Below are 22,765 nucleotides of genomic sequence, written 5' to 3' on the forward strand. Positions count from 1 at the left end.
GTGTGGCGCGGGTCGGGTCGGGGCACGGTAACCGCGACAATTGCAGAGAGCGGTGTGTTTGAGGGCAGCGGCAACCGGCCGTACGGACCCCGCGCAGCAGGATCGGAGCCGAGGACGTGGTGGACGCAGCAAGGGGGGCGGCCGAGTCGCAGGAGCAGCCTCCCGCGGCCACGACCCCGGCCGCCCAGGGACCGGACGACGCTCTGCCACCCGCTCCTGCCGGCAGCCCCGCTTCCACGGATGACGCTGCTCCCGCTGGCGACGTAGCTCCCGCCGGCGGCCCCGAACACCTCGGCCGGCCGCTGCCCGAGGGCGTGCGGCACCGGGTGGTGGGGATCGCCGCCGACGCGCTGGGTGGCCTGCCGGCCGCCGAACTGCCGGTCTCGCTGCGCCAGTACGCGAAGTTCACCCCGGCCCGGCGGGCCAAGTACGCGGCCACCGCGCTGGCCGCCGCGCTGGAGGCGGACCCGGCCTTCCGGGTGCGGATAGCCGATCGGCTCCGGCTCGGGCAGCCGGATCTGGTGAAGGCGCTGGAGGCGGGCAGTGTGCCGGGCGCCGCCGACCCGATGGACGTCGCGGCGGCCGCCTATCTGCTCCGGCCGACGGGCTGGGCCCGGCTGGTCACCGAGGCGGGTGAGCAGGTCGAGCGGGCCGGCGCCGAGGGCGCGGCGGCCGAGGCGGCGCGGCTGGTCGAGAAGCTCCAGGAGGAGCTGGCCGAGCTGCGTACCCAGTCCAGGGCTGACCTGGACCGGCACCGGGCCGACTCCGAGGGCGTACGGCGCGAGGCCGAATCGCTTCGGAAGAAAGTCCGCACGCTGGAGAGCGACACCCGGCGGGCGCAGGCCGAGGCCCGCAAGGTGCAGGCGGAGCTGGCCGAGGTGCGGGCCGCGGCGGCTGTCGAGCACGGTACGGCCGAGGCCGAGGCCCGTCGGCTGCGGCACCGGATCGCCGAGTTGGAGACCGCCCTGGAGGCGGGCCGCCGCTCGGCCCGGGAGGGCCGCAGTGTCGAGGACATGCGGCTGCGGCTGCTGCTGGACACCGTGCTGCAGTCCGCTCAGGGGCTCCAGCGGGAGCTGGCGCTGCCGGTGGCGCAGATCCACCCGGCCGATCTGGTGGACGCGGTGGCACCGGCCTCGGCCTCGCCGCACGACGTGGCCCGCCGGGCGCTGGCCGAGGACGACCCGGCGCTGCTGGACCAGTTGCTGGCGATCCCTCAGGTCCACCTGGTGGTGGACGGCTACAACGTGACCAAGACCGGGTACCCGACGCTGCCGCTGGAGCAGCAGCGGATCCGGCTGCTCGGCGGCCTGGCGATGCTGGCCCAGCGCACCCAGGCGGAGGTGACCTGCGTCTTCGACGGCCAGGACCTGGACGTGCCGGTGATCCTGGCACCACCGCGCGGGGTCCGGGTCCGCTTCAGCCGGACCGGCGAGACGGCGGACGAGCTGATCCGGCGGCTGGTCAGGGCCGAGCCGCAGGGGCGTCCGGTGGTGGTGGTCTCCACCGACAAGGAGGTCGCCGACGGCGTGAAGAAGGCCGGCGCGCGCCCGGTGGCCTCACTGCTCCTGCTGAAGCGGCTGGCCAGGCCGTGAATGTGGCTGACGGCTGGTCAGGGCGGGGTGACCGGCTTGTGTCGGTCCGGTGAATTCCGGTCTGCGGACGGAAGTTCGTGGCGGTAGGGGAGTGGCGCACCCGTGACAACTTCACTAGGGTCTGGCGTCAAACCTATATTCTGGACATGCACCCGAACGGGTGAGATCGGGTCCAGGAGTGATGAAGGAGCTCTTCCTTTGGCTTCCCACCGTCGTCCCAAGCAGTCGAGCCGTGCACGGGTGTCCGTGTTGACCGCTGCCGCTGCGACCGCGGTCGCGCTGTCGGCGCAGGCGGGTGCGTATGCGGCGCCGGCCAAGCCGAGCAAGGACGAGGTCAAGGTCCAGGTCGACCAGCTCTTCAACGAGCAGGAGCAGGCTGCGGAGCGGTTCAACGGTGCCAAGGAGCGGACCGAGCAGCTGCGTAAGCAGGCCGATCAGCTGCAGGACCAGGTGGCTCGTGGCCAGGAGCAGATGACGCAGCTTCAGGGCGGTCTGGCGGCGGTGGCGGCGCAGGAGTACCGCGACGGCGGGGTGGATCCGTCGGTCGCGTTGATGCTCTCCTCCGATCCGGAGAACTACCTGACCAAGGCGTCCAGTGTCGACCAGGTGAACCAGACCCAGACGCAGACCCTGAAGTCGCTGCAGGACCAGCAGCGCCGCCTCGACCAGCAGAAGCAGGAGGCGGCGGCCGTCCTGGCACGCCGAAGGTGACCNACCTGACCAAGGCGTCCAGTGTCGACCAGGTGAACCAGACCCAGACGCAGACCCTGAAGTCGCTGCAGGACCAGCAGCGCCGCCTCGACCAGCAGAAGATCGAGGCCGCGGAGACGCTGGCCGAGCTGGACCGCAACACCAAGGTGCTGAACGACGCCAAGGCCGAGGTGCAGAAGAAGCTCGCCGAGGCCCAGCAGCTGCTCAACTCACTGAGCGCGGCCGACCGGGCGGCGATCCAGGGCGACCGCTCCTCGCGCGGCGCCGAGCGGATCGACGTCGGCTCGCTGCCGCGCGCGGCCGGCTACGCGGGCGTGGCGGTCGCCGCCGCGATGGGCAAGCAGGGCAAGCCGTACGTCTGGGGCGCCACCGGACCGAACTCCTTCGACTGCTCCGGCCTGATGGTCTGGGCCTACGCGCAGGCCGGTGTCTCGCTGCCGCGCACCTCGCAGTCGCAGGCCACGGTCGGCACCAACGTCGGCACCAACGTCGCCAACGCGCAGCCGGGCGACCTGGTGATCTACCACTCCGACGCGCACCACGTCGGGATGTACATCGGCAACGGCCTGGTGGTGCACGCGCCGCACACCGGTGACGTGGTGAAGGTGATGAAGGCCGACGCGATGACGATCAAGACCATCCGTCGGGTCTGATCCACCGTCAGCCTGATGCGGCATAACGGACATCTCCCCATCAAGGTGAACAACTGACGCCTTGTGACACGCGCGGGCCCGCCAAAACCTCCCTGTGATCTGGGACACCTTTGGCGGGCCTCGCTGTGACCACATCCTGAGAATTCATCGGCGCAGCGTGCATTTTCGATCACACTCGGTCGCAATCACCAAAGAATCACGACTTCATTCCGACTTTTTTCTTACAAGGATTTGAACCGATCACGGTTGGGTTACTAGGGTCCTTCTCGAACCACCGCACAGTCGACCACCCAACCTGGGTGGCGGCGGGGGTTACCGCCGAGTCCGAGACACAGCGAGGCAGTCCAACTGCCTTACGGGGAAGCCCCTGCGAGGGCGCTGTCGATCGGAGCCGGGGAACCACGTTCCTCGGGGTGAATCGGCGCCAGGCTGACGGACCGTCGCGAGACGGCTCGGCGGTGAGGCGTCGTAGGGCATCTCTTCCAGCCCGAACCCGTCAGCTCACCCGGTAGGCGGACGTAGGAAGAAGGAGCCCGCCTTCGTGGCGTCCCATCGTCGTCCCAAGCCTGCCAGCCGCACCCGCGTCTCGATCATCACGGCGGCCGCTGCTGCTGCAGTGGCACTGTCCGCCCAGACCGGTGCGCATGCCGACCCGACTCCCACCAAGGACGAGGTCAAGACCCAGGTCGACCAGCTGAACGAGCAGGCCGAGGTCGCGACCGAGAAGTTCAACGCGGCCACGGAGAAGCAGCAGACCCTGCAGAAGCAGGTCAGCGGCCTCCAGGACGAGGTGGCCCGGCAGCAGGCCCAGGTGACCACCCTTCAGGGCACCCTCGGTGAGATCGCCGCCGAGCAGTACCGGACCGGCGGGATATCGCCGACCGTCCAGCTGATGCTCTCCAGCAGCCCGGACGCCTTCCTCGGCCAGGCCGACTCGCTGAGCCAGCTCGGCACCTCGCAGGCCGACACCCTCAAGACGCTGAAGGGCGAGCAGAACAAGCTCGACCAGCAGAAGTCCGAGGCCCAGAACAAGCTCGCCGACCTGGAGAGGACCACCCAGGAGCTCAAGGCCGGCAAGGACGAGATCCAGGGCAAGCTGGCCAGCGCGCAGGCGCTGTTCGACTCGCTCAGCAAGAAGGAGCAGGACGACCTGCGGGCCGCCGAGGCCAAGGCCGCCGCCGAATCGGCCGCCAAGGTCGCCGCCGCCCCCAAGGCCGACGCTCCGGCCCGGGCCACCCGCTCGGAGACCCGCACCGACCTGAGCGGTCTGCCGGCCGGCTCCTACGCCGCCACCGTGATCGCCGCCGCCGAGGCGCAGATCGGCACGCCGTACGGCTGGGGTGCCACCGGTCCGAGCGCCTTCGACTGCTCGGGTCTGATGGTCTGGGCCTTCAACAAGGCCGGGATCTCGCTGCCGCGCACCTCGCAGTCGCAGGCCGGCGCCGGTCAGAACATCGGCACCAACATCGCCGACGCCAAGCCCGGCGACCTGATCATCTACTACGGCGACCAGCACCACGTCGGCCTGTACGTCGGCAACGGCCAGATCGTGCACGCCCCGCGGACCGGCACCCTGGTCCGGCACGAGTCCGCCACGGTGATGCCGATCAGCCGCATCGTCCGGGTCTGACCACCTGTCCGTAGTAACGCTCGCAGGCCCGGCCCCGTGCCGGGCCTGCGGCGTTTCCGGGGAGCCGAGCAAATGTCCGATTGGTGGTCAAATATTCGGCGCTGTAGGGGTTTGGACTAGATCGCTGCGACTCGCTAACGTCTGCCCCCGGACCTTCGCAAGGACAGCCGCCCGACCGGGGCGGCGGCGGTGGCCCGGCGCAGGAACGGAGCCGCCGCCGGTATGTCGACGTACAGTCGTTCTCCCCTGCCAGGTGCCCGCCGGTTCACCCGGGCGCTGGTGTTCACCGCTGCGGCCACCACGGTGCTCGGAGTGGCCGCGACCGGTGCCGCCGGGGCCGCTCCCGGCACCCCGGCCGAGCCGCCCACCCGCAAGGACGTCAAGGCGCAGGTCGACCAGCTCTACGAGGAGGCCGAGCAGGCCTCGGAGAAGTTCAACGCGGCCCTGGAGCAGCAGCGTCAGCTGCAGTCCGACACCGGCTCGCTGCAGAACCAGGTGGCGGCCGGCCAGGACGAGCTGAACCAACTGCGTTCCGGGCTCGGCTCGGTGGCCGCCGCCCAGTACCGGGCAGGCGGCATCGACCCAGCGGTCCAGCTGATGCTGGACTCCGATCCGGCCGGCTACCTGTACCGGGCCCGCACCCTGGACCAGTCGGCGGAGCGGCAGAACGACACCCTGCGCCAGGTGATCGACAGTCAGCGGCGGCTCGACCAGCGGCGGGCCGAGACCACCGCCAAGCTGGCCGAGCTGGAGTCCGTCCGGCGCACCCTGAACGAGAGCAAGCAGGAGGTCAGGCAGCGGCTGGCCAAGGCCCAGCGGCTGCTGAACTCCCTGGGTGCGGGGGAGCGGGCCAGGATGGTCGACGACGACGCCAGGGACGCCGCCAAGCGGGCCGCCCGGGGCGCCGAGCGGGTCGACCTCGGCGACCTGCCCGCCGCCTCCGGCCGGGCCGCCGCAGCGCTGGCGGCCGCCAGCAGCAAGATCGGCTCGCCGTACGTCTACGGCTCGACCGGGCCCCGTACGTTCGACTGCTCCGGTCTGATGTACTGGGCCTGGCGGCAGGCCGGAGTGACCCTGCCGCGCACCTCGCAGCAGCAGGCCGGCGCGGGGCAGCGGATCAGCCTTGCCGAGGCCCGGCCGGGAGACCTGGTGATCTTCTACAGGGACATGCACCACGTCGGGATGTACGCCGGCGGCGGTGTGGTGGTGCACGCGCCGTACCCGGGCGCGCGGGTCCGCTACGAGAGCGTCAGCGCGATGCCCGTCTCCGGGGTGGTGCGGGTCTGAGCGGTGCCCGGCCGTCGGCCGCCGACCCGACCCCGGAGGCCGGGGCGCGGGCCGGCGGCGCCGTGCTGTCCCGCCGGGCCGCGCTGCTGCTCGCGGCGGCCGGTCTGGTGCAGCTCTCGCCGCCATTGGCCCGGCCGGTCGCGGCGCCCCTGGTGGCCCCGGCCACCTCGGCCGGGGCCGAGACGGTCCCGGTCCGGCCCCGGATCGAGGCGCTGCTCGCCGACCGGGCCACGGCCCTGCTCCGGCTGGACCGGACCGCGCTGGCGGCCGGGGTCGCCCCGGTTTACCGGGCTGCCGAGCAGGCCGGGCTGGCCCGGCTGGCCCAGCTCCCGCTGGCCGAACTCTCCTACCGGATCACCGACTTCACCGAGCCGGTCGGTGCCACCCTGACCCTGACCGCCGAACTCGGCTGGCGGGTGGCCGACTTCGACGACCACCCGGCCGTCCTGACCCGGCGGATCGGCTTCGAGCTGACGGACGGCGAGTGGCTGCTGACCAGCGACCAGCCGGTCGGCGGCGCCGCGCTCTGGGACCTCGGCGAGGTCCGGGCGGTCCGTGGCGGGCACAGCATCGTGCTCGGCCAGGCCGATCCGGCCGCGCTGGCCGCGGCGGCGGCCATCGCCGACCGGGCCGTCCCCCTGGTGACCGAGGTCTGGGGCGGGGACTGGGCGGGCCGGCTGCTGCTCGGCCTCCCGGCCACCGGCGAGCAGTTCGCCGCGCTGCTCGGGGTCTCCGCCGCCGGGTACCAGGGCATAGCCGCCGTCACCACGGCCGCCGCCGGGGCACCGCTGCACAGCCCGGCCGACCGGGTGCTGATCAACCCGCAGGCGTACGCCGGGCTCAGCGAGCTGGGCCGCCGGGTGGTCACCGTGCACGAGGCGACCCACGTCGCGACCCGGGCCGACACCCGGCCGTGGACCCCGCTCTGGCTCTCCGAGGGGGTCGCCGACTACACCGGCTACCGGGGCACCGGCCGGAGCCCCCGGCAGATCGCGCCGGAGCTCGCCAGGGCGGCCGCGACCAAGGGCTTCACGGCGGTGCTGCCGACCGACGCCGACTTCGCGGCCGGCTCGGCCGGCATCGGCCTGGCGTACGAACTCGCCTGGTCCGCCTGCGACCTGATCGCCCGCCGGTTCGGCGAGCAGCGGCTGGTCGGCTTCTACCGGGCCGCCGGGGCCACCGAGCCCGCCGGCGGCCGGGAGGAGTGGCTGGACGGGCTCTGCCGGGCCCGTCTCGGCCTCGGGCTGGCCGACTTCACCCGGCAGTGGGGCGAGGACCTGCACCAGCGCTACGCGCACTGAGCGCGGGGATCACTGACGGACGCTCGCGCTGTCGATCCCGTCCAGCAGGTCCTGCTCGTAGGCGATGCCGGGCCGGACCGGATATCCGGCCGGCACCGGTGCCTCCAGCGCGGGCGGCAGCACCAGCGTCCGGACCGGCTCCAGGGCCCGGGTGGAGCGCCAGAGCCGGATGCAGGACAGGATCGCGGCGGCCAGCAGCAGCAGGTTACGCACCGTCAGCGCCACCACGCCCCACAGCTGACTGTTCACCACCTGGTTGAACAGCATCGGGAACTCGAGCGTGGTGAACAGCGTCGCGGCCAGCACCAGCAGGGCCACCGGCCGCTGGCTGGTGCCACGCACCGTCAGACAGACCGCCGTCAGGCCGACCACCCAGACCAGGTACTGCGGGCTGATCACCCGGCTGGTCACGGTGAAGATCAGCAGCGCGGCCAGCGCCGCGTCGAAGGTGGTCGCGGTCTGCCAGCGCTTGGCCCGCAGCCGCCAGAACAGCAGCCAGGCGAAGCCGGCCACGCTGGCCCCGACCGAGACCTTGGAGATCACCGTGACCCACGGCCCGAGCATCTCCACCGAGCCGTAGTTCATCTTCACCTCGCCGTGCCAGCCACCGGCCAGCCGGGCGAAGTGCAGCGGCAGCGCGCCGAGCGACTCCACCTCGATGCCGCGGTCCCGCTGGAACTTGAGGAACTCGAAGGCGCCGTTCATGCCGGCCGCGAGCAGGAAGCCCAGCGCGCTGAACGAGGCCACCGCCGCCGTCCAGGACCGCCTGGTCCGCCGCCCCTTCGGGGTGCCGATCAGCGCCAGCACCGGCCAGACCTTGATCAGCCCGCCCAGACCCAGCAGCGCACCGCCGAGCGCGGGCCGCCGCAGCACCACCAGCAGCCCGGCGACCGCCAGCGCGGTCACCACGATGTCGTACCGGCAGTAGACCGTCGGCCCGAGCAGCGGCACACCCGCGACCCAGACCCAGGCGCCGGTGAAGCTCCGGCCGCGCCGCGTCCCGGCCCGCATCAGCAGGCCCATGGTGAGGGCGTCCACCAGCCCGCAGACCACCCAGAACGAGACCAGGTAGGACCAGGGCAGCAGGCCGGGCAGCAGGATCACCAGGGCGGCGCCCGGCGGGTACTGCCAGGTGACGTCGTCCAGCGGGAAGGTGCCGGTCTGCAGCACCTGGTACCAGCCGTGGTAGATCACCGAGACGTCGGCGGTGACGTCGGCACCGGAGATGCTGACCAGGCCGAGCACCATCAGCACGATCAGCACCCGGGTGGCCAGCCAGCCGCCCGCCAGGCCCCAGAGTGCGCCGCCCGCCGGTGACGTCGCCGGGCCGCGGTCGGCACCGCCCGCGCTGATACCGGTACTCCCGGTCGGGGCCAACTCCACCGCACTCCCTCGTTCGACTTGGTGCGCGCCGCGCAGATCCACCCCCGGGCCCCCGTCCGTTCTCGCCGTGCCGTCTCCGCAAGCATCGACCGGCCCGGGCTGCCCACCCTAATCAACAGCGTGGCCGCACCTGCCGGTCGCGTTCCCGGCACACCGGGGCGTTGACCTATGGTACGGATCAGCGAGCGGTACACCGAGCACCCCCCGACCGAGCGAGCCGTGGCATGCACAAGACCTTGATCGTCACCAACGACTTCCCGCCCCGGCCCGGCGGTATCCAGGCCTTCGTCCACAACATGGCGGTGCGCCAGCCCGCCGGCAGCATCGTGGTGTACGCCTCGACCTGGCGGGACGGCTCCGAGGTGGCGAAGTTCGACGCCGAGCAGCCGTTCCCGGTGATCCGGGACCGGACGAAGATGATGGTGCCGACCCCCCGGGTTACCCGGCGGGCCGCCGAGATCCTCCGCGCCGAGGGCTGTGACTCGGTCTGGTTCGGCGCCGCCGCACCGCTCGGCCTGATGGCCCCCGCACTGCGCCGGGCCGGCGCGGGCCGGCTGCTCGGCATGACGCACGGTCACGAGGCCGCCTGGGCCCAGCTGCCGGTCGCCCGGCAGCTGCTCCGCCGGATCGGCGCGGGCACCGACACCCTGACCTACCTCGGCGAGTACACCCGCTCCCGGATCGCCGCCGCGGTCGGCCCCGAGGCGGCCGCCCGGATGGTCCAGCTGCCGCCCGGTGTGGACGAGCAGACCTTCCGCCCCGACTCCGGCGGTGCCGAGATCCGGGCCCGGCTCGGCCTGACGGACCGTCCGGTGGTGGTCTGCGTCTCGCGGCTGGTTCCGCGCAAGGGGCAGGACACCCTGATCGCCGCGCTGCCGCAGATCCTCCGGGACGTGCCGGACGCGGTGCTGCTGATCGTCGGCGGCGGCCCCTACCAGGGTGAGCTGGAGAAGCTCGCCGAGGCCACGGGTGTCAGCGCCTCGGTCCGCTTCACCGGGGCGGTGCCATGGTCGGAGCTGCCCGCCCACTACGGCGCGGGCGACGTCTTCGCGATGCCCTGCCGCACCCGCCGGGGCGGCCTGGACGTCGAGGGCCTGGGCATCGTCTACCTGGAGGCCAGCGCGACCGGCCTGCCGGTGATCGCCGGGGACTCCGGCGGGGCCCCCGACGCCGTCCTGGAGGGCGAGACCGGCTACGTCGTCCCCGGCGGCTCGCCGGAAGCGGTCGCCGAACGGACCGTACGGCTGCTGCACGACCCCGAACTCCGCCGCACCATGGGCGAAGCGGGGCGCCGCTGGGTCGAACGCTCCTGGCGCTGGGACCTGCTGGCGGGGCGGCTGACCGCACTGCTCGCTGCCGAGTGACCCGCGCTGTCCCCGGCGAAAACCGCTTCGTCTGCCTGAGCTGCCCCCGGCCAGAGGGCGAGCGCTATATTGAACGCGTTCAAAGCTCGGCTGCTGCCGGGCAGGGCGGGAACAGGGGGCTTCGCCATGGGCGAGAAGGAGTTGTTAGGTCTGTTCGGAGGGTGGCTGATGGCCTCGCCCTTCCTGGTGCTGCTGGGTGGCGGTTGGCTCCTGTGGCGGACCCTGACGCGAGGATGGTCGGCGCTGCCGAGGATGCCGGGAGCCGTCGGGCTCGTGGCGGCCGGGATGGCGGGCTGTGCCTACATCGCGGGAGTTTTCTCGGTGCCGTGGTTCGACCCGGGGAATGTCTGCCCGTCCCTGCACCTTCATGACGCTGTCGTCAAGGAGCGCATCTTCCCGATGAGTGCGCAGTGCATGGAGCGCGGCGCGGACAGCGGTGTCGAGCTGGTGCCGGGATGGGTGAATCCGGTGGTCGTCGTCGGCCTGCTTGTCGCCGTGACGGGGTTCGCTGTCGCAGCCGTCCGCTGGGCCGGCCGGCAGCGGGCCGAGCGCCGGTACCGGGAGGAGCTGGCCTGGGCCGAAATGGAGGCCGCGGGTTGGCAGCTGATCCCGGATCAGACGCTCCTGCCGGGCACGCCGGGCACCGTGCCGGACGTGCCCGCGCAGCGCCTCAGCGGCGGTAGAGACCCTCGACCTCGGCGGCGAAGTCCTTCATGACGACGTTGCGCTTGAGCTTGAGCGAGGGCGTCAGGTGCCCGCTCTCCTCGGAGAAGACGGTGTCGAGGATGCGGAACTTCTTCACCGCCTCGGCGTGCGAGACCGCCTGGTTGCCCTCGTCCACGGCGGCCTGAACGGCCGTCAGCAGGTCGGGATCGTCGCGGAGTTCGGCGAGGGTCGCGTCGGTGGGCTTGCCGGTGAGCTCCTTCCACCTCGGGAAGAAGTCCTCGTCGATGGTGATCAGGCAGGCGATGAACGGCTTGCGGTCGCCGACCACCATCACCTCGCCGATCAGGGCGTGGGCCCGGATCCGGTCCTCGATCACGGCGGGGGCGACGTTCTTGCCGCCTGCGGTGACCAGGATCTCCTTCTTCCGGCCGGTGATGGTCAGGTAGCCGTCGGCGTCCAGGCTGCCCAGGTCGCCGGTGGCGAACCAGCCGTCGCGCAGTGCCTCCGCTGTGGCGGTCGGGTTGTTCCAGTAGCCGGTGAAGATCTGCGGGCCCTTGAGCAGCACCTCGCCGTCCTCGGCGATCCGCACTGCGGAGCCGGGCAGCGGCTGCCCGACGGTGCCGATCTTCGGCCGGTCGTGCGGGTTGAAGGCGGTGGCCGCGCAGGTCTCGGTCAGGCCGTAGCCCTCCAGCACGGTGAAGCCGATGCCCCGGTAGAAGTGGCCGAGCCGCTCGCCGAGCGGGGCGCCGCCGGAGATCGCGTGGGTGGCCCGGCCGCCGAGGGCGGCCCGCAGCTTGCTGTAGACCAGCTTGTCGAAGACCGCGTGCTTGAGCCGCAGACCGAGGCCAGGGCGGCCGTGGTCGAGGGCGCGGCTGTACGCGATGGCGGTGTCGGCCGCCCGGTCGAAGATCTTGCCCTTGCCGTCGGCCTGCGCCTTGGCTCTGGCGGTGTTGTAGACCTTCTCGAAGACCCGGGGCACGCCGAGGATCAGGGTGGGCCGGAACGCGGCCAGCTCGGCGGTGACGTCCTTGATCTCGGAGACGTGGCCGAGCTTGATCGGGGCGATCACGGCGGCGATCTCGGCGATCCGGCCGAGCACGTGGGCCAGCGGCAGGAAGAGCAGCACCGAGCTGTGCCCGGTGCGGAACAGCGGCTCCAGACGGGCCGTCACATTGCCCAGCTCGGCCAGGAAGTTGCCGTGGGTGAGCTGACAGCCCTTCGGGCGCCCGGTGGTGCCCGAGGTGTAGACGATGGTGGCGATCGAGTCGGCGGTCGGCACCGAGCGGCGCTCGGTGACCGTGCTGTCGGCGACCTTCGTGCCGGCCGCGGCCAGCTCGGCCAGGGCGCCGCGCTCGATCTGCCAGGTGTGGGCCAGCTCCGGCAGCCGGTCGCGCAGCCCGGCCACCACGGCGGCGTGGGTGTCGGTCTCGGTGACCACGGCGACGGCGCCGGAGTCGCCGAGGATCCAGGCGACCTGCTCGGCGGAGGAGGTCTCGTACACCGGCACGGTGATCGCACCCGCGCACCAGATGGCGAAGTCCAGCACGGTCCACTCGTAGCGGGTGCGGGACATCACGCCGACCCGGTCGCCGGGGGCCACGCCCGCCGCGATCAGGCCCTTGGCGGTGCGGCGCACCTCGGCGAGGAACTGGGACGCCGTCAGATCCACCCACTGTCCGTCCAGCTTGCGGCTGAGAACCGCCACGTCCGAGTGCTGCTCGGCGTTCTGGTGGACCAGGTCGGAGAGGTTACCGCCGCTCGGTACCTGGTAGCGGGCCGGAAGGCTGAACTCGAGCAAGACTGCTCCTCGTCTGCGACGCTGCGGGACGGCAGGACGTTACTGCCCGGTAGGTGAGATTGGCCAGAGTTGTCCGGCCCGGTGTTCGAAGAGTCACACCGGCGACCTGGTCCGGTACTCCCGACTCGCACCCTATGACAGCGCACACGTGACCCGCCGGTAGCCCGGACGGCTGTGACCTGGACCGATGGACCGGCGGCTGGGGGAGCGACGGTGGCGCGATAGCCTTCCCTGGGCGCAACACCTGTAACAGGACAGCGGAGGCCGTGTCATGGCGGAACACACCAGGTCGAGCATCACCATCGACGCCACCCCGGCCGAAGTCATGGCGGTGATCGCGGACTTCGCCGCGTACCCGGCCTGGACCGGTGAGGTCAAGGAGATCGAGGTCCTGGAGACCGCCGAGAACGGCCGGGCCGCGCAGGTGCGACTGCTGCTGGACGCCGGGGCGATCCGCGACGAGCACGTGCTGGCCTACACCTGGGACGGCGACCGCGAGGTCAGCTGGACCCTGGTGAAGAGTCAGATGCTGCGTTCGCTGGACGGCTCGTACGCGCTGGCCCCGGCCGGGAGCGGCACCGAGGTCACCTACCAGCTGGCCGTGGACGTCAAGATCCCGATGCTCGGCATGATCAAGCGCAAGGCCGAGAAGGTCATCATCGACCGCGCGCTGGCCGGGCTGAAGAAGCGCGTCGAGAGCTGACGCCCGCCATGCGGACCATCCTGGTCAGCGGCGACGGGGCCGAAGAGGTCGCCGCTGCCACCGCCCTGCACCACGCGCGGCAGGGGCTGACCACCCATCTGCTGGCCGCCGACGACCCGCACCGGGTACTGGACACCGTGCTCGGCACCCGGCTGACCGAGCAGGCCGTCCGGTACGCCGACGCCCTGACGGTGGCCAGGACCGACGGACCGTCAGCCTTCCGGGCGGCGGTCGGCGGGCTCTCCGGCGTCCTGGGCCCCGCCTTCGACCTGCTCGGCGCCACCCCGCTGGACCCGGAGGAGCTCACCCCGCTGCCCGGCACCGGCCAGCTCGCCCTGCTCCGCTCGCTGCGCACCGTCCGGGCCCAGGTGCTGGTGGTGGCCGCCCCCCGCCCCGCCGAGCTGATCGCCGCGCTCGCACTGCCCGAGCAACTCGACCGCTACCTGGCCCGGCTGCTCCCCGAGCAGCGGCAGGCCGCCCGGGCGCTGCGCCCGCTGCTGGCCGCCGTCGCCGGGGTGCCGATGCCCGCCGAGTGGCTGTTCGAGGCCCGCACCCGGGCGGCCGCCGCACTGGCCGAGGCCCGGGCGGTGATCGAGGCTCCCGGCACCACCGTCCGCCTGGTGGTGGACGCGGCCGCCCCCCGCCCGGCCGAGCTGCGCCGGATCCGGGCCGGGCTCGCCCTGCACCGGCTCCGGCTGGACGCGGTGGTCGCCCACCGGGCGCTGCCCACTGCCGCGAGCGACTCCGCCGACCCCTGGCTGGCCGGGCAGACCGCCCGTGAACGGGACACCCTGGCCGAGCTGGCCGCCGAGCTGGACGTACCGCTGCTGACCAGCCGTCAGCCCGGGCCCGCCCTGGAGGCGGTGGCCGAGCAGCTGTACGGCGGCGCCGCCGCCCCGCAGGCGGCCGAGCACCCCTGGTGGGTGGAGGACCGGCTGGCCGAGGACGGGCTGCTGCTCTGGCACCTGGCGCTGCCGGGCGCCGACCGGGCCGAGCTGGAGCTGGTCCGGCGCGGCGACGAACTGGTGGTCGGCCTGGGCGCCTACCGCCGGCTGCTGCCGCTGCCCGCCGCACTGCGCCGCTGCACGGTGAGCGGGGCCGGGCTGACCGACGGCGTGCTGGTCGTGCGCTTCGCCCCCGATCCCGAGCTCTGGCCCCGGGCCATCGGGTAGCGTCGGCAGGCATCCACTGAAGGAGGGCCCGATGGCCGACGAGCAGTCAGACCGCGCAGCCGGAGCCGACCTGGTGGAGGAGGTGCGCCGGTTCGCCGCGGTGGTGGGGGAGAAGGCCCAGGAGATCGGCGGCCGGCTGCGCGAGCAGAACCCGGAGGTGTACGGCCACCTGGCCGCTGCCGGGGGCGAACTGCTGGCCGCCTACCGCGCGGCCGTGAGCGGCCACGAGCGCAGCTGGTCCGCGCCCGGACACGCCGACGCCGAGCGCATCGACCTTGACGGAGCGTCGGACAAGTAGTGAACCCGCTGGTCAGAGGCGGTGACCGGCCGCCCGCGCGGAGTTACCGAACGAGGCAAATCGTACGACTTCTGAATGCTCGTTCCGCTTCTTCCGGGAAATTGTCTTCGAATAATGTAGGCAGCGGTGTGTACGGGAGCACCCCTGGGCGGGTACCGTTTCCGCTCAGCGGGAACGAGTGAATAGCTGAGGGACACATGGTTCTGACCATCGGCGTCGATGTCGGCGGTACGAAGATCGCGGCCGGCGTGGTCGACGAGAACGGCGAGATCCTCGCCCGGACTCGGGTACCCACCCCGGCCGACCCCCAGTGGGCGGTCGACGCCATCGCGCAGGCCGTACGCGAACTCAAGGAGCAGCACCCGGAGGTCGCGGCGGTCGGTGTCGGGGCTCCCGGCTTCGTCGACCGGGACCGTTCCACGGTGATCTTCGCGCCGAACATCGCGTGGGAGAACGAGCCGCTCAAGGTCCGGATCGAGGAGCTCACCGGCCTCACCACCGTGGTCGAGAACGACGCCAACTGCGCGGCCTGGGCCGAGTTCAGGTTCGGCGCGGCGGCCGCCCACGAGGACGCCGTGCTGATCACCGTCGGCACCGGGATCGGCGGCGGCATCGTGCTGGACGGGCGGCTGCACCGCGGCCGGTTCGGCGTCGCGGGCGAGATCGGCCACCTCAACATGGTGCCGGACGGCCTGCTCTGCGGCTGCGGTGGCAAGGGCTGCTGGGAGCAGTACGGCTCGGGCCGCGCGCTGCGCCGCTACGGCCGGGAGAAGGCCGCCGGTGACCCGATCGCGGGCAAGCGGATGCTGGAGCTGAACGACGGCCTCGCCGACACCATCCGGGGCATCCACATCACCGAGGCCGCCGCCGAGGGCGACCCGCTGGCGCTGGAGTGCTACGCCGAGCTGGCCGACTGGCTCGGCCGCGGCATGGCCGACCTGGCCGCGCTCTTCGACCCCGCCGTCTTCGTGCTCGGCGGCGGCGTCTCCGACTCCGGCGACCTGCTGCTCGCCCCGGTCGCGGCCGCCTTCGAGACGTACATCACCGGCGGCGTGCACCGCCCCCGCGCCGAGGTGGTGCTCGCCACCATGGGCTCCGCCGCAGGCATCGCGGGCGCGGCCGACCTGGCCCGGATCTGACGCTGGATCACCTCGATGGGCGGGCGCTCGGACACCGGGTGCCTGCCCATAGACTCGTCGGATGGACAACACCCCCGACCCGCTGATCGGTACGCTGCTGGACGCCCGGTACCGGGTGGAGCAGCGGATCGCGGTCGGCGGGATGGCCACCGTCTACCGGGCCACCGACACCCGGCTGGACCGGGTGGTGGCGGTGAAGGTGATGCACCCTTCGCTGGCCCAGGACGCCGAGTTCACCGGCCGGTTCATCCGGGAGGCCAAGGCGGTGGCCCGGCTCGCCCACCCCAACGTGGTGAACGTCTTCGACCAGGGGGCGGACGGCCGCTCGGTCTTCCTGGCGATGGAGTACGTGCCGGGGCGGACCCTGCGGGACCTGCTCCGCGACCGGGGCGCGCTGAGCGTCCGGGGTGCGCTGGACGTGCTCGAACCGGTGCTGGCCGCGCTCGGCGCCGCGCACCGCGCGGGCCTGGTGCACCGCGACGTGAAGCCGGAGAACGTACTGATCACCGACGGCGGCCTGGTCAAGGTCGCCGACTTCGGCCTGGTCCGGCTGCTCAGCGGCGCGGACGGGGTCACCGAGACCACCTCGGCCGGCACCGTGCTCGGCACCGTCTCCTACCTCGCCCCCGAGCAGATCCAGCCCGGCCTGCCGACCGACCAGCGGGTGGACGTCTACGCGGCGGGCATCCTGCTGTACGAGATGCTCACCGGCTCCAAGCCGTACCAGGGCGAGAACCCGATGCAGGTGATCTACCGTCACCTGCACGAGGACGTCCCGCCACCGTCCCTGGTCGCCCCCGGCGCGGGTGCCGAGCTGGACGCGATAGTCGCCGCCGCGACCTCCCGCGACCCCGGCGCCCGGCCGTACGACGCGGTGGAGCTGCTGGCCGCGCTGCAGCGGGCCCGGCGTCACCTGACGCCCGCTCAGCTGGACGCCGAGCCGCCCGCCTCCGCCCGGCGCAGCCCGCTGCACCCGACCACCGAGGCCACCTCGGTGCTCAACCCGGTGGAGCGCACCAGCGTGCTGGACGTGCCCACCATGATGCTCACCCGGCCCCGGGCGTACGACGAGCCCGCTCCGGCCAGGCGGTCCCGGCCGCGCCGTTCGCGCAAGCCGCTGATCTGGACCGCGGTGCTGACCGCCGTGCTGCTGCTGGTCGGCGGGACGACGTACACGCTGTCCAGCGCGCTCTACGCCGAGGTGCCCGCGATCGTCGCGCAGACCCAGGCGCAGGCGGTGCAGACGCTGGACGCCGCCGGGCTGCAGGGGAGCTTCGTCCAGCAGTTCAGCGAGACCGTCCCGGCCGGGCAGGTGATGGCGACCGACCCGGGGGTGGGCGCGCGGGCGCGGAAGAGCGACCCGGTGCGGGTGACGCTCTCCAAGGGCCCCGAGCGGGTGTCGGTGCCCGGGGTGGCCGGCCGGCCGCTGGAGGACGCCAGGAAGGAACTGACCACCGCCCGGTTGACGCCGGGAACGGTCACCGAGGAGTACAGCGACACGGTGGCCCAGGGTGCGGTGATCGCCACCCTGCCGGCGGCGGGGACCCCGCTCGCGGTCGACGCGCCGGTGGCGCTGACGGTCAGCAAGGGGATGAGGCCGGTGCCGAACGTGGTCGGGCTGACCAAGGACGAGGCCGAGAAGGCGCTCAAGGACGCCGGGTTCAAGTCGCAGACCTCCGGGCTGAACCTGTTCGGCACCGGCAAGGTGACCAGTCAGAACCCGGCGGCCGGTCAGCCGGCCAAGCAGGGGGCGACGGTCACCGTCACCTTCCCGTTCATCTGAGTCGCTCGACTCGCTGAGGGACCGTCAGCGCAGCGGGCCGTCGCCCGGCTCCTCCTGGTAGGAGAAGCGCTGCTCGGCCCACGGGTCGGCCAGGTTGTGGTAGCCGCGCTCCTCCCAGAAGCCCCGGCGGTCGGCCCGCATGTACTCCACCGCGCGGACCCACTTGGGGCCCTTCCAGGCGTACCGCCCGGGGACCACCAGGCGGACCGGGAAGCCGTGTTCGACGGTGAGCGGCCGGCCGTCGTGGTGGGTGGCGAAGACGGTCGAGGGGGCGGCGAACTCGGCCAGCGTGAGGTTGGCGCTGTAGCCGTACTCGGCCCAGACCATCACATGGGTGACCTGGTCGGCGGGCGGCACCTGTTCGAGGATGGTGGCGGCGGCGATCCCGCTCCACTCGTTGTCGAGCATCGAGAACCGGGTCACGCAGTGGAAGTCGCCGTGCACGGTGACCCGGGGCAGGGCGTGGAAGCCCTCGAAGTCCCAACTGTGCTTCTCCGCCGAGGCGGTGGCCCCGAACACCTGGAAGTCCCAGGTCAGCGGCTTGAACCGGGGGACCGGGCCGTAGTGCAGCACCGGCCAGCCGCGCTGCAGACGCTGGCCGGGAGGGAGCCTCGGGTCAGGCGGCTGGACCTCTTCGTGTTCTGACTGACCCATGGCTCCATGGTGACAGACGGCGGACGCCCTGCCGCGCGCGCCCCTCGGCGCACCATCGCTCGAACGGTATAAATCGGATATTCCGATACATGTTCCAGTAAGTGTGAACTTACTGGAAATTACGCCCGGGACAGTGCCACGATGCCGTCAGCCGTGGTTCCGCGTGTGTTGTAGACGAAGAGCAGGAGGGCACCGCCATGAAGGGCGACGCCGAGGTCATCGAATTCCTCAACGAGCAGCTCACCGCCGAGCTGACCGCCATCAACCAGTACTTCCTGCACGCCAAGATGCAGGAGAACTTCGGCTGGACCAAGCTCGCCAAGTACACCCGGCACGAGTCCATCGACGAGATGCGGCATGCGGAGACGCTGACCGACCGGATTCTCTTCCTGGACGGGCTGCCGAACTACCAGCGGCTGTTCCATGTCCGGGTCGGACAGACCGTCAAGGAGATGTTCGAGGCGGACCGCCAGGTCGAGGTCGAGGCGATCGACCGGCTCAAGCGCGGCATCGTGGTGATGCGGGCCAAGAACGACGTCACCTCGGCCAACATCTTCGAGTCGATCCTGGCGGACGAGGAGCACCACATCGACTACCTCGACACCCAGCTCGAACTGCTGGAGAAGCTCGGCGAGGCGCTCTACCTGGCGCAGCTCATCGAGCAGCCGGAGAGCTGACCTGAGGAGCGGTCAGGCTGCCCTGGCGGCCGGCTGCTCGGGCTCGGCCAGACCGAGCTTCGCGGCCAGCCTGGCTGTCGGGCACGGGCGGGCCCCGTGCTCCCCGAGCAGGGCCTGGATCCGGCGGACGCAGGAGCCGCAGTCCGTACCGGCCTTGCAGCCCTTGGCTATCTCGCGGGGGGTCTGCGCGCCGTCGTCGATCTGCTGCTTGACCTGGGCCTCGGTGACCGCATGGCACATGCACACGTACATCGCGGTTACTCCCAAGGACTAGTCCGGCGCATTGAGCTAAGGCTTACCTTACCCAATAATGCGGGCACGAAAAAGCCCCTCCGCCTTCCGTCATCCGGAAAGCGGAGGGGCCTTCGTCACATCGGGGGTCAGTGACCCCGGTAGAGCTCGGCCACCTGGAAGGCGAGGTCCAGCGACTGGCTCCGGTTCAGGCGCGGGTCGCAGGCCGTCTCGTAGCGCTGGTGCAGGTCGTCGACCATGACCTCGTCGCCGCCGCCGACGCACTCGGTGACGTCGTCACCGGTGAGCTCGACGTGGATGCCGCCCGGGTGGGTGCCGAGGCCGCGGTGCACCTCGAAGAAGCCCCGGACCTCGTCGAGCACGTCGTCGAACTTCCGGGTCTTGTGACCGCTGGAAGCCTCGAAGGTGTTGCCGTGCATCGGGTCGCAGATCCAGACCGGCTGGGCGCCGGAGGCGGTGACCTTCTCCACCAGGGTGGGCAGGTGCTCGCGGACCTTGCCCGCGCCCATCCGGGTGATGAAGGTGAGCCGGCCGGGCTCGCGGTCGGGGTCGAGCTTCTCGATCAGGGTGAGCGCCTCGTCGACCGTGGTGGTCGGGCCGAGCTTCACGCCGATCGGGTTGCGGATCTTCGAGGCGAACTCGATGTGCGCGTGGTCGAGCTGACGGGTGCGCTCACCGATCCAGACCATGTGGCCCGAGACGTCGTAGAGGTCACCGGTCCGCGAGTCGACCCGGGTCAGGGCCGTCTCGTAGTCCAGCACCAGCGCCTCGTGCGAGGAGTAGAACTCGACCGTCCGGAACTCCTCCGGGGCCACCCCACAGGCGTTCATGAAGGCCAGCGCGTTGTCGATCTCACGCGCCAGCTGCTCGTAGCGCTGCCCGGCCGGGGAGTTGCGCACGAAGTCCTGGTTCCAGGCGTGCACCTGGCGCAGGTCGGCGTAACCACCGGTGGTGAAGGCCCGGACCAGGTTGAGCGTCGCCGCGGAGGCGTTGTACATCCGCTTGAGGCGCTCGGGGTCCGGGATCCGGGACTCGGGGGTGAAGTCGAAGCCGTTGACCGAGTCGCCTCGGTAGACCGGCAGGGTGACGCCGTCCCGGGTCTCGGTCGACTTGGAGCGCGGCTTGGAGTACTGGCCCGCGATCCGGCCGACCTTCAGGACCGGCACCGAGGCCGCGTACGTGAGTACGGCGGCCATCTGGAGCAGGGTCTTCAGCTTGTTGCGGATGTGGTCGGCGGAGACGCCGTCGAATGCCTCGGCGCAGTCGCCGCCCTGCAGCAGGAACGCCTCACCACGCGCGACGGCACCGAGCCGGGCGCGCAGCTGGTCGCACTCGCCGGCGAAGACGAGCGGCGGATACGAGGCGAGGTCCGCAAGAGCCTTGCGCAGCGCCTCAGGATCCGGCCATTCAGGCTGCTGCGCCGCGGGCAGGGACTGCCAGGAGTGCTGATTTGTCACGGTCACGGGGTCAAGGCTACGGGTTGCCACCGGAAATAAGGCCACACCGCCCGATGGGTGAGACACCTGATGGACAATGAGCCGAACAGCCTCACCTGTCCCCGACTTGGGTTAGGCTCGCGCCGTGAACACGCCGCACACCTTCTCCTGGTGGTGGACCAACCCCGTGGGTGGTCCACAAGTCGCGCGTTCCTAGACGCACACGACGGCCGCCCCTCGGGGCGGCCGTCGGCGTATGGACAGCCGGACGGCCCTCCCCGGAAGCGGAATCCCACCCCGCACGCCTCCCGGAAGGACCAGTCGAACCGTGACCAGCCTCACTTCGCTGCTGCACCGCCTCTCGGCCGCCGACGCCCCGGCGTACGCCCTGCTGCACCGCCGCACCCCCCGGCACGCGCCGGACACCATCGAGGTCCTGATCGGCACCGCGGGCGCCTACGACGAGCTGGCCGACCTGCCGGTGCCGCTCGGTGTGCCGGCCGGCGGCGGGCGGCACGACCTGCTCGCCCTGGTGCCGTACCGGCAGATCCGCGAGCGCGGATTCGAGGCGCACGACGACGGCACCCCGCTGCAGGGCATCCGGGTCGAGGAGCAGTACACCTTCCCGCTGGCCGAGGTGCTGGCCGCGCTGCCGCAGCTGCCGATCTCGCTCGTCGGCGGTTCGTTCGACATCGACGACCGGGAGTACGCGGAGATCGTCCGCACGGTGATCGCGGACGAGATCGGCCGGGGCGAGGGCGCCAACTTCGTGATCCGGCGGGACTTCACCGCCCGGCTGGACGACTTCGGGCCGACCACCCCGCTCAGCCTGTTCCGCCGGCTGCTGGACCAGGAGCGCGGGGCGTACTGGACCTTCCTGGTGCACACGGGGGAGAGGTACCTGGTCGGCGCCTCGCCGGAGGTCCACGTCCGGCAGAGCGGCGGCACCGTGGTGATGAACCCGATCTCCGGGACGTACCGCTACCCCGCCTCGGGCCCGGGCATCGATTCGCTGCTGGACTTCCTGAACGACCCCAAGGAGCTTGAGGAGCTCACCATGGTGGTCGACGAGGAGCTCAAGATGATGTGCACCGTCGGCGACCTCGGCGGGCAGGTGCTCGGCCCCCGGCTCAAGGAGATGGCGCACCTCGCGCACACCGAGTACGAGCTGCGCGGCCGGACCTCACTGGACGTCAGGGAGGTGCTCAAGGAGACCATGTTCGCCGCCACCGTGACCGGCAGCCCGGTGCAGAACGCCACCCGGGTGATCAAGCGCTACGAGCGCACCGGGCGCGGCTACTACTCCGGCGCGCTGGCCCTGATCGGCCGCACCGCCAGCGGCGGGCAGCAGCTCGACTCGCCGATCTGCATCCGCACCGTCGACATCGACCCCACCGGCGGCCTGGTGGTCCGGGCCGGGGCCACGCTGGTCCGGCACTCCGACCCCGACTCCGAGGTGGCCGAGACGCACGCCAAGGCCGCCGGGGTGCTGACCGCGATCGGCGCCCGCCCCGCACCGACCCACCGCACCACGCGCAAGGGCGGCCCGGTGCTGGCCGACGACCACCGGGTGCAGGCCGCGCTGGACTCCCGGCGCACCAGGCTCGCCCCGTTCTGGCTGCGGATGCAGGAGCCCGCCACCGTCACCGCCGAGCGGGAGACCCTGGTGGTGGACGGCGAGGACACCTTCACCTCGATGCTGTCCCACCTGCTCACCTCGCTCGGCCACCGGGTCCGGGTGCTGCGCTTCGACACCCCCGGCCTGCGCGAGCTGGTGGCGGCCCACCAGGGACCGCTGGTGCTCGGCCCGGGCCCCGGCGACCCGGCCGACCCGGCGGACCCCAAGATGGCGATCCTGCGGCCGATCGTGGCCGAGGCGCTGGCCGCCGCCCGCAGCGGAGCCCGGACGGCCCCGCTGCTCGCGGTCTGCCTCAGCCACCAGCTGGTCTCCGCCGAGCTCGGCCTGCCGCTGGCCCGCAAGGACGTCCCCTACCAGGGCGCCCAGGAGAGCATCGACCTGTTCGGCACCCGCCGCACCGTCGGCTTCTACAACACCTTCACCTCGCGCTGCACCGACGCCGACGCCGCCCGGCTGGCCACCGAGGGCATCGAGGTGGCCCGGGCCGACGACTCCACCGACGTGCACGCGCTGCGCGGCCCCGGCTTCGCCACCCTGCAGTTCCACCCCGAGTCGGTGCTCACCCGCGAGGGCGTCCTGCTGGTCGCCGAACTGCTGGCGGCCATCGGCGTGGTGGCGGTCTGAACC

20 protein-coding genes and 1 riboswitch are annotated in these 22,765 nt (G+C 72.0%); of the genes, 15 read left to right on the plus strand and 5 right to left on the minus strand.

Annotated features, from left to right (window positions below; translation table 11 throughout):
* Nucleotides 1-203 precede the first annotated feature (203 nt).
* The 6 genes from ASC99_RS17395 (at nucleotide 204) to ASC99_RS17420 (ending at nucleotide 7,174) form a co-directional block, all read left to right on the plus strand.
* Nucleotides 204-1,592, plus strand: a complete 1,389-nt coding sequence (locus tag ASC99_RS17395; protein ID WP_063857113.1) for an NYN domain-containing protein — start codon at nucleotides 204-206, stop codon at nucleotides 1,590-1,592.
* A 249-nt stretch (nucleotides 1,593-1,841) separates the two neighbouring features.
* A complete protein-coding gene (locus tag ASC99_RS17400; RefSeq protein WP_200948345.1) occupies nucleotides 1,842-2,303 on the plus strand; it encodes a hypothetical protein in 462 nt (153 codons plus the stop codon).
* A gap of 401 nt (nucleotides 2,304-2,704) precedes the next feature.
* The gene (locus tag ASC99_RS40595; protein ID WP_235583052.1) at nucleotides 2,705-2,956 is read left to right on the plus strand and encodes an NlpC/P60 family protein; all 252 of its coding nucleotides are present in this window, start codon (nucleotides 2,705-2,707) and stop codon (nucleotides 2,954-2,956) included.
* Between the two features lie 366 nt (nucleotides 2,957-3,322).
* Nucleotides 3,323-3,487, plus strand: a riboswitch (cyclic di-AMP (ydaO/yuaA leader).
* A gap of 10 nt (nucleotides 3,488-3,497) precedes the next feature.
* Entirely contained in the window at nucleotides 3,498-4,586 is a 1,089-nt protein-coding gene (locus ASC99_RS17410; RefSeq protein ID WP_057233019.1) for an NlpC/P60 family protein, read from the plus strand.
* A gap of 222 nt (nucleotides 4,587-4,808) precedes the next feature.
* On the plus strand, nucleotides 4,809-5,873 hold the full coding sequence (locus ASC99_RS17415) for an NlpC/P60 family protein (RefSeq protein WP_057233020.1): 1,065 nt from the start codon (nucleotides 4,809-4,811) through the stop codon (nucleotides 5,871-5,873).
* 62 nt (nucleotides 5,874-5,935) lie between these two features.
* Nucleotides 5,936-7,174, plus strand: coding sequence for a hypothetical protein (locus tag ASC99_RS17420; RefSeq protein WP_057233021.1), 1,239 nt, complete (start codon nucleotides 5,936-5,938; stop codon nucleotides 7,172-7,174).
* A 9-nt stretch (nucleotides 7,175-7,183) separates the two neighbouring features.
* On the opposite strand, the gene ASC99_RS17425 is transcribed toward ASC99_RS17420, so the two are convergent.
* Nucleotides 7,184-8,557, minus strand: a complete 1,374-nt coding sequence (locus ASC99_RS17425; protein ID WP_235502531.1) for a glycosyltransferase family 87 protein — start codon at nucleotides 8,555-8,557, stop codon at nucleotides 7,184-7,186.
* A 224-nt stretch (nucleotides 8,558-8,781) separates the two neighbouring features.
* On the opposite strand from ASC99_RS17425, the gene ASC99_RS17430 reads away from it, so the two are divergent.
* Nucleotides 8,782-9,921 carry a glycosyltransferase family 4 protein gene (locus ASC99_RS17430; RefSeq protein WP_057233022.1) on the plus strand — a complete coding sequence of 380 codons (1,140 nt, stop codon included), beginning with the start codon at nucleotides 8,782-8,784 and terminating at the stop codon, nucleotides 9,919-9,921.
* A 126-nt stretch (nucleotides 9,922-10,047) separates the two neighbouring features.
* Nucleotides 10,048-10,638: a hypothetical protein gene (locus ASC99_RS17435; protein WP_057233023.1), complete on the plus strand. Its 591-nt coding sequence runs from the start codon at nucleotides 10,048-10,050 to the stop codon at nucleotides 10,636-10,638.
* Here ASC99_RS17435 and ASC99_RS17440 read toward each other — a convergent pair.
* A complete protein-coding gene (locus ASC99_RS17440) occupies nucleotides 10,592-12,385 on the minus strand; it encodes a long-chain fatty acid--CoA ligase (RefSeq protein ID WP_057233024.1) in 1,794 nt (597 codons plus the stop codon). The genes ASC99_RS17435 and ASC99_RS17440 overlap by 47 nt on opposite strands.
* A gap of 271 nt (nucleotides 12,386-12,656) precedes the next feature.
* Between ASC99_RS17440 and ASC99_RS17445 the strand changes: the two genes are divergently transcribed.
* From ASC99_RS17445 to pknB, 5 genes are all read left to right on the plus strand, one after another.
* Complete coding sequence (locus ASC99_RS17445) at nucleotides 12,657-13,088, plus strand: SRPBCC family protein (protein ID WP_057233025.1); 432 nt, start codon at nucleotides 12,657-12,659, stop codon at nucleotides 13,086-13,088.
* Nucleotides 13,089-13,096: 8 nt separating this feature from the next.
* Nucleotides 13,097-14,260, plus strand: a complete 1,164-nt coding sequence (locus ASC99_RS17450) for an ArsA family ATPase (RefSeq protein ID WP_057233026.1) — start codon at nucleotides 13,097-13,099, stop codon at nucleotides 14,258-14,260.
* A gap of 31 nt (nucleotides 14,261-14,291) precedes the next feature.
* A complete protein-coding gene (locus ASC99_RS42135; RefSeq protein ID WP_057233027.1) occupies nucleotides 14,292-14,558 on the plus strand; it encodes a DUF5304 family protein in 267 nt (88 codons plus the stop codon).
* A gap of 197 nt (nucleotides 14,559-14,755) precedes the next feature.
* Nucleotides 14,756-15,697: an ROK family glucokinase gene (locus ASC99_RS17460; protein WP_057233028.1), complete on the plus strand. Its 942-nt coding sequence runs from the start codon at nucleotides 14,756-14,758 to the stop codon at nucleotides 15,695-15,697.
* Between the two features lie 61 nt (nucleotides 15,698-15,758).
* The gene (pknB, locus tag ASC99_RS17465) at nucleotides 15,759-17,480 is read left to right on the plus strand and encodes a Stk1 family PASTA domain-containing Ser/Thr kinase (RefSeq protein WP_057233029.1); all 1,722 of its coding nucleotides are present in this window, start codon (nucleotides 15,759-15,761) and stop codon (nucleotides 17,478-17,480) included.
* Nucleotides 17,481-17,504: 24 nt separating this feature from the next.
* Here pknB and ASC99_RS17470 read toward each other — a convergent pair whose 3' ends face one another.
* Complete coding sequence (locus tag ASC99_RS17470; protein ID WP_057233030.1) at nucleotides 17,505-18,134, minus strand: sulfite oxidase-like oxidoreductase; 630 nt, start codon at nucleotides 18,132-18,134, stop codon at nucleotides 17,505-17,507.
* Nucleotides 18,135-18,331: 197 nt separating this feature from the next.
* Between ASC99_RS17470 and bfr the strand changes: the two genes are divergently transcribed.
* Complete coding sequence (bfr, locus tag ASC99_RS17475) at nucleotides 18,332-18,811, plus strand: bacterioferritin (RefSeq protein WP_057233031.1); 480 nt, start codon at nucleotides 18,332-18,334, stop codon at nucleotides 18,809-18,811.
* A 12-nt stretch (nucleotides 18,812-18,823) separates the two neighbouring features.
* Here the strand turns inward: bfr and ASC99_RS17480 are convergent, their stop codons facing one another.
* Nucleotides 18,824-19,063 carry a bacterioferritin-associated ferredoxin gene (locus ASC99_RS17480; protein ID WP_057233032.1) on the minus strand — a complete coding sequence of 80 codons (240 nt, stop codon included), beginning with the start codon at nucleotides 19,061-19,063 and terminating at the stop codon, nucleotides 18,824-18,826.
* A gap of 128 nt (nucleotides 19,064-19,191) precedes the next feature.
* The gene (locus ASC99_RS17485; RefSeq protein ID WP_057233033.1) at nucleotides 19,192-20,526 is read right to left on the minus strand and encodes a class II 3-deoxy-7-phosphoheptulonate synthase; all 1,335 of its coding nucleotides are present in this window, start codon (nucleotides 20,524-20,526) and stop codon (nucleotides 19,192-19,194) included.
* 229 nt (nucleotides 20,527-20,755) lie between these two features.
* On the opposite strand from ASC99_RS17485, the gene ASC99_RS17490 reads away from it, so the two are divergent.
* Complete coding sequence (locus ASC99_RS17490) at nucleotides 20,756-22,762, plus strand: anthranilate synthase family protein (protein WP_082598405.1); 2,007 nt, start codon at nucleotides 20,756-20,758, stop codon at nucleotides 22,760-22,762.
* The last annotated feature ends 3 nt before the right edge of the window (nucleotides 22,763-22,765 follow it).

The sequence above is a fragment of the Kitasatospora sp. Root107 genome, from assembly GCF_001424875.1.
Classification (GTDB): Bacteria; Actinomycetota; Actinomycetes; order Streptomycetales; family Streptomycetaceae; genus Kitasatospora.

Coding starts and splice junctions, on each gene's coding strand:
- ASC99_RS17470 (WP_057233030.1), bottom strand. CDS start 18,134: ATGGGTCAGTCAGAACACGAAGAGGTCCAGCCGCCTGACCCGAGGCTC.
- ASC99_RS17490 (WP_082598405.1), top strand. CDS start 20,756: ATGGACAGCCGGACGGCCCTCCCCGGAAGCGGAATCCCACCCCGCACG.
- ASC99_RS17450 (WP_057233026.1), top strand. CDS start 13,097: ATGCGGACCATCCTGGTCAGCGGCGACGGGGCCGAAGAGGTCGCCGCT.
- ASC99_RS17430 (WP_057233022.1), top strand. CDS start 8,782: ATGCACAAGACCTTGATCGTCACCAACGACTTCCCGCCCCGGCCCGGC.
- ASC99_RS40595 (WP_235583052.1), top strand. CDS start 2,705: ATGGTCTGGGCCTACGCGCAGGCCGGTGTCTCGCTGCCGCGCACCTCG.
- bfr (WP_057233031.1), top strand. CDS start 18,332: ATGAAGGGCGACGCCGAGGTCATCGAATTCCTCAACGAGCAGCTCACC.
- ASC99_RS17415 (WP_057233020.1), top strand. CDS start 4,809: ATGTCGACGTACAGTCGTTCTCCCCTGCCAGGTGCCCGCCGGTTCACC.
- pknB (WP_057233029.1), top strand. CDS start 15,759: ATGGACAACACCCCCGACCCGCTGATCGGTACGCTGCTGGACGCCCGG.
- ASC99_RS42135 (WP_057233027.1), top strand. CDS start 14,292: ATGGCCGACGAGCAGTCAGACCGCGCAGCCGGAGCCGACCTGGTGGAG.
- ASC99_RS17435 (WP_057233023.1), top strand. CDS start 10,048: ATGGGCGAGAAGGAGTTGTTAGGTCTGTTCGGAGGGTGGCTGATGGCC.
- ASC99_RS17445 (WP_057233025.1), top strand. CDS start 12,657: ATGGCGGAACACACCAGGTCGAGCATCACCATCGACGCCACCCCGGCC.
- ASC99_RS17480 (WP_057233032.1), bottom strand. CDS start 19,063: ATGTACGTGTGCATGTGCCATGCGGTCACCGAGGCCCAGGTCAAGCAG.
- ASC99_RS17460 (WP_057233028.1), top strand. CDS start 14,756: ATGGTTCTGACCATCGGCGTCGATGTCGGCGGTACGAAGATCGCGGCC.